Raw genomic sequence first — 4,933 nt, 5'->3', positions numbered from 1 at the left:
GGCCGCTACCGCCCAGATCACTCCGCAAGCGGTCGAGAACCTCGGCCTGACCGTCAGGCAGGCCAAGGGGATCCAACGCCACCTGTGGCAGCTCGGGCACGACCCCGGAACCATCGACGGTCAGCTGGGCACCAACAGCTGGAAGGCCATGCAGCGTTCGCTGCGCAGCTACGGCTACAGCGATGCCATCGACGGGATCGTCGGACCCAACACCATCAAGGCACTCCAGCGAATGCTGAAGCAGCACTGGGGCTACTCCGGCGCCATCGACGGCATCGCCGGAAGCGGCACGCGGGCCGCCTTCGCGCGCTGCGGCACCGCCTGGGCCAACAACTACGGCTACTGACCCTTCCCCTCCCCCCGGGCCGGGCAACCCGCCTGAGCCCCACCACGGCCGGCGCCCGACCGGCTAGCGTTGCGTCGCATGACCCCTTCGCTGCGTGCGGTCGAGATGGAATGCGGGCAACCGCTCGAACTCGCGAAGTTCTGGAGCGCCGTACTGAGAGCGGAGATCCTTCCAGGCGTCGACGGCGTGCACGTCGTCAACACCGAGGCGACCGACCAGCCCTCCCTCTACCTGACGGAGGCGAGTGGCGAGGATCGCCCTCGACCCCACAGCCGCATCTGGCTGAACCCGGTCAGCGGCACGCTTGACGACGAGGTGGCCCGGCTCACGGCGCTGGGAGCGGTGGTCGTCGCGAGGAGATGGACGGCGGAAACGCTCCGTCTCGGCTACGCGGTCATGACCGACCCGGAAGGCCACGAGTTCTGCGTGGAGTCGAGCGACGCGGAGAGGCGCACCGCCGTCCGGAGGTTCACCGACGAGTCCGACGACCTCGCCGACCTGGAGCCGCCGACGGGCGGAGGATCCAGGACGGGCTTCGTGGGAATCGAGGACTGAGCCGCAGGGTCAGCCCTTGGCGCAGACCCTTGTGACTTCCGCGCCGGCGTCGCGCAGGGGCGCGAGGTCGGGGGCGCGCCCCTCGTCCACCGCGGCGCGCACGTCCTTCGCCGCCGCCGCGAGGTCCTCGCCGGCCTTCGTGAGGTCCCCGTCGCCCGAGTAGCGCTGGACGTTGTCGACTTCCTTGTCCAGCCCGTCCAGCACCTGGTCCGGGTCGCCCGACGCCGGGTCCCGGATCGTCCGCTCCAACTCGTCGATCAGCTTCGCGGTCGCCACCGCGAGCTTGCCGCAGCCGACCGCGCGGTCCCGCACCTCCTCGGCCTGCGCGCACCCGCCGACGAGCAGTGCCGTCGCCGCCGTCGCCACCGCCACGGCGACGGCCGTCCGCCGCGCCGCACCCCTCCCACGTGTCAACACGCTCCCGCTCCCTCCGTTTGTCGTGTCCCCGTCCTCGCCCAGTCTCCCCGAGGCAGACGACCGGCACGCACCCCCGGGGCAGACTCACAGCCAGCTGCCGGGGACGGCCCGGTAGGGGCGCGTGATCTGTTCGCGGTAGGTCAGGTGCTCGGGTTCCTGCTTGAGGTGGACGGGGATCCACCGGGCGGCGGTGGAGGTGTCCGCCTCCGCCGGGCCGCTCGCCCCGCAGACGGCACAGCTCATCGTGAACGTCACCGGTTCAGCGTCCGGTTCGCCGTCCGCCTCGACGCGGTACTCGCGGAAGCGGTACACCGCCCGTGGCACGCTGCGCGGCCGTCCTTCCAGGTGGTCCCGCACGGCGAGCGACAACCGTGCCACGCGTTCGGCGATCGTGTCGCCGTCGTCCGGGGCGGTGGGCGTTCCGTTCACCGGGCCTCCCAGCGCCGCAACGCCGCGAGCAGCGCGGCGAGTTCGGCGACGCCGACCTCACCGGCGTCGCGGAAGCCCGGCGCCGGCACCAGCGGCGGAGGCTCGTCGCACCACACCAGGCCGTGCGCCGCGAGCGCCGGCACGAGGCTGAGTTTGGTGTGGTCCACGAGCCGCCTCAGGTCCCGCTCCGGAGCCGCCTCCGCTCTACCGATCAGCATATGTACCCCAATTTCAGAATTACTCGTACGATGCGGGATTACTGTCCGCACTTACAGCGTTGCCCTGAGGAGTGGCTCGGGCAACATCAACCGCGTGCCAGAACCGCCTGTCACCGAGGGGGCACACCGATGAGACGACAAGAACAGGGACCCGAGCCGGCGACGACCGCCGCCAGCGTGTTCGGCGAAGTGCTGCGCCACTGGCGCGAACTGAGCGGCATGACGCAGGAACAGCTCGCGAGGCGGATTCCCTGCGACCGCTCGCTGATCGCCCGGATCGAGGCGGGGACACGCGTCCCGCAGGACGGCTTCCCCGCCACGTGCGACAAGATCCTGAGGACGGGCGGACTGCTGGCACGCCTGTGGCGCCGCATCAACTGGTACGAGCAGGTCGAGCATCCCGACTGGTTCCGCCGCCGCGCCGAGATGGACGCGGAAGCGGTCGCGCTGCGCGTCTACGGCACGCAGGTCATCCCGGGTCTGCTCCAGACCGAGGAGTACGCCCGGGTCATCTTCACCGTCCCCGATACGGACGATGCCACGGTCGAGGAACGCGTACGCGCGCGACTGAGCCGTCAGCAGCGCTTCCTCCACCCGGGCGGCCCGCTGCTCATGGCGGTGCTCGATGAGAGCGCGGTCCGCACGGTGATCGGAGACCCTGCCGTGATGCGCGACCAGTGCGCCCACCTACTGGCCCTCGGCAGGCAGCCCAACGTCCGCGTCCAGATCGCACCCGCGAACAGGCCCCGGCTCATGCGGCCGGACACCTCAATGTCGCTGATCACACTGCCCGGAAACGAGATGTGGGTGTACTCGGAGTCACTGGACCGTGGACACTTCAGCAACGATCCACACGTGCTCGCCAGGCACTGGCAGACCTATGATGTGCTCAGGGCGGACGCCCTCTCAGCCGACGAATCCGCCAAGCTGATCAGCGACGCACTGGAGAGGTACTCCCATGATGGCGAAGCGCCCGGTCGACGCGACGCGTTGGATCAAGTCCAGCTACAGCGGAAGCAACGGCGGCGACTGCATCGAGTGCGCCCCCGCTACCCCCGGCCACGCCGTCCCCGTACGTGACAGCAAGCGGCCACACGGGCCGGTCCTCGCCGTCCCGCGCGCCGCGTGGACCGACTTCGTCGGTGCCGTGCGCGGCGGCGAACTCGGCGGCTGAGACGCCGACTTGGACGAGCGCGCGGCGGTTGTCGGCTTCTGGCGGGAGCTTGCCCTGCCGGGGCTCGTCGACGTGCACACGCACTTCATGCCGGACAGGGTGCTGCGGAAGGTGTGGCAGTACTTCGACGCGGCCGGCCCCCTCACCGGCCGGCCGTGGCCGATCACCTACCGCACGGCCGAGGACGAGCGACTGGAGACGCTGCGCGGCTTCGGCGTGCGGGCGTTCACCTCGATGCTGTACCCGCACAAGCCCGCGATGGCGGCGTGGCTGAACTCGTGGTCCGCCGACTTCGCCGCCCGCACGCCCGACTGCCTGCACACCGCCACGTTCTTCCCGGAGCCCTCCGCGCCGACGTACGTCCGCCAGGCTCTGGAAGCGGGTGCCCGGGTCTTCAAGTCGCACCTCCAGGTGGGCGCCTACGACCCGAACGACCCGCGGCTCGACGACGTGTGGGGGACCCTCGCGGACGCCCGCACGCCGATTGTCATCCACTGCGGGTCCGGGCCCGTGCCCGGCAAGCACACCGGGCCCGAGCCGATCGCCCGCCTGCTCTCCCGGCACCCCCGGCTGCGGCTGGTCGTCGCCCACATGGGCACGCCCGAGTACCGCGACTTCCTCGACCTCGCCGAGCGCTACGACGGCGTCCGTCTGGACACGACGATGGTGTTCACGGACTTCTCCGAGCGGGACGCGCCCTTCCCCCGCGAGGAACTGCCGCGCCTCCGCGCGATGGGCGACCGGATCCTCTTCGGCTCCGACTTCCCCAACATCCCCTACCCCTACCTCCACGCCCTCCAAGCCCTGACCCGTCTCGACCTGGGCGACGACTGGCTCCGCGCCGTCTGCCACCACAACGCCGCCGAACTCTTCCGCCTGTGAGACCGCGGCGAGATGCGGGCCTTCGCACCGCGGCCGAGGAGTTCGAGCGGGACACCCGGCGGCGGGTCGAGGTGCTTCACGGCAGGCTGGTGGCCTCGCCACCCCGCCGTGGCAAGCACGCGGGCACGGTGCGGAGGCTGCGGCGGCAGCTTGAACCCTATGCGGCGTCCGCTACTTCTTCGTCAGCGTGTAGATGATGCCGCCGATGCTGACGGCGACGATGACGACGGCGAAGGCGACGGCGAAGAGCGAGATGGCGCCCATGGTGATCCCCCTGGTTGTTCGTTCGTAGGTCGGCGTGGTGCGGGACGGCCGCGTGGTGCGGTTCGGTGCCGCAGCCGGGGCGTGGGGTGGTCACAGGCCCCCGGCCTGACGTGTGCGTGGCCGCGGCCGGTCTCGGCTCAGTTCTTGTCGTGGCGGCGGCGGTAGCGCCGGGAGACCCAGAGGCCCACGGCCAGGCCGGGGACCGCGAACCACGCGAGGTTCACCGTCGCTTCCTCCCCGCCGAGGGAGAGGAAGCAGAGAAAGGCCAGGAGGACGGTGGTGGCCACGGCCGCGAGGGCGCCGACCGCGATCTCGACCCACCACTCACGGGTGCTGTATGTCATGTTCACAGCCGTCGACTACTCGGCGATGAGGTGGCACTGGTCGACGGCGTGCGCCGAGGCTCCCGTCGTGAGCACGGCGACGGTGGATACGCCCGCCGCGAGAAGGGCGATGCCCTTACGCATGTAGATCCCCCTGGCTTGGTGCGTGTTACTGGTCGCCGAGCAGGCTATCCCAGGCCGTGCACCGCCTCCGCCCTCGATTCCCCGACGTCAGTGGCCCCAGGGCCCACATTGGCAGGTGATCGCGGCCGCCCCCGGCAGCCACCACGATGAACGCCGCAACGGGGAAAGGGAGTTGGCCGCC

The 4,933-nt window shown here is 70.7% G+C and carries 9 protein-coding genes; 5 read left to right on the top strand and 4 right to left on the bottom strand.

Features of this window, described 5'->3' with window-relative positions; all coding sequences use genetic code 11:
- Together GL263_RS21595 and GL263_RS21590 are read left to right on the top strand one after the other, a co-directional pair.
- On the top strand, positions 1–346 hold a 346-nt coding region (locus GL263_RS21595; RefSeq protein WP_182857403.1), incomplete at its 5' end, for a peptidoglycan-binding domain-containing protein.
- A gap of 78 nt (positions 347–424) precedes the next feature.
- Positions 425–901, top strand: coding sequence for a VOC family protein (locus GL263_RS21590; RefSeq protein ID WP_182857402.1), 477 nt, complete (start codon positions 425–427; stop codon positions 899–901).
- Between the two features lie 9 nt (positions 902–910).
- Here GL263_RS21590 and GL263_RS21585 read toward each other — a convergent pair whose 3' ends face one another.
- The 3 genes from GL263_RS21585 to GL263_RS21575 all read right to left on the bottom strand — a co-directional run bounded on the left by GL263_RS21585 (position 911) and on the right by GL263_RS21575 (position 1,965).
- Entirely contained in the window at positions 911–1,318 is a 408-nt protein-coding gene (locus GL263_RS21585; protein ID WP_182857401.1) for a hypothetical protein, read from the bottom strand.
- 84 nt (positions 1,319–1,402) lie between these two features.
- Complete coding sequence (locus tag GL263_RS21580) at positions 1,403–1,747, bottom strand: DUF7848 domain-containing protein (protein ID WP_323379510.1); 345 nt, start codon at positions 1,745–1,747, stop codon at positions 1,403–1,405.
- Positions 1,744–1,965 carry a hypothetical protein gene (locus GL263_RS21575; RefSeq protein WP_182857400.1) on the bottom strand — a complete coding sequence of 74 codons (222 nt, stop codon included), beginning with the start codon at positions 1,963–1,965 and terminating at the stop codon, positions 1,744–1,746. The genes GL263_RS21580 and GL263_RS21575 overlap by 4 nt, the downstream gene beginning before the upstream one ends.
- 129 nt (positions 1,966–2,094) lie before the next feature.
- Between GL263_RS21575 and GL263_RS21570 the strand changes: the two genes are divergently transcribed.
- Genes GL263_RS21570 through GL263_RS21565 form a run of 3 tightly spaced genes read left to right on the top strand, consistent with a single transcriptional unit; the run spans position 2,095 to position 4,021 of the window.
- Positions 2,095–3,045, top strand: a complete 951-nt coding sequence (locus GL263_RS21570) for a helix-turn-helix domain-containing protein (protein ID WP_182857399.1) — start codon at positions 2,095–2,097, stop codon at positions 3,043–3,045.
- On the top strand, positions 2,960–3,139 hold the full coding sequence (locus GL263_RS28550; RefSeq protein ID WP_323379511.1) for a DUF397 domain-containing protein: 180 nt from the start codon (positions 2,960–2,962) through the stop codon (positions 3,137–3,139). The genes GL263_RS21570 and GL263_RS28550 overlap by 86 nt, the downstream gene beginning before the upstream one ends.
- Before the next feature lie 9 nt (positions 3,140–3,148).
- Complete coding sequence (locus tag GL263_RS21565; RefSeq protein WP_228456726.1) at positions 3,149–4,021, top strand: amidohydrolase family protein; 873 nt, start codon at positions 3,149–3,151, stop codon at positions 4,019–4,021.
- Positions 4,022–4,422: 401 nt separating this feature from the next.
- Here GL263_RS21565 and GL263_RS21560 read toward each other — a convergent pair whose 3' ends face one another.
- Positions 4,423–4,629 (bottom strand): hypothetical protein, encoded by a 207-nt coding sequence (locus tag GL263_RS21560; protein ID WP_182857398.1) that lies wholly within the window; start codon positions 4,627–4,629, stop codon positions 4,423–4,425.
- Between the last annotated feature and the right edge of the window lie 304 nt (positions 4,630–4,933).

The sequence above is a fragment of the Streptomyces durbertensis genome (assembly GCF_014156695.1).
GTDB classification, from domain to species: domain Bacteria; phylum Actinomycetota; class Actinomycetes; order Streptomycetales; family Streptomycetaceae; genus Streptomyces; species Streptomyces durbertensis.
This window is presented reverse-complemented; position numbering and strand designations above follow the sequence as displayed.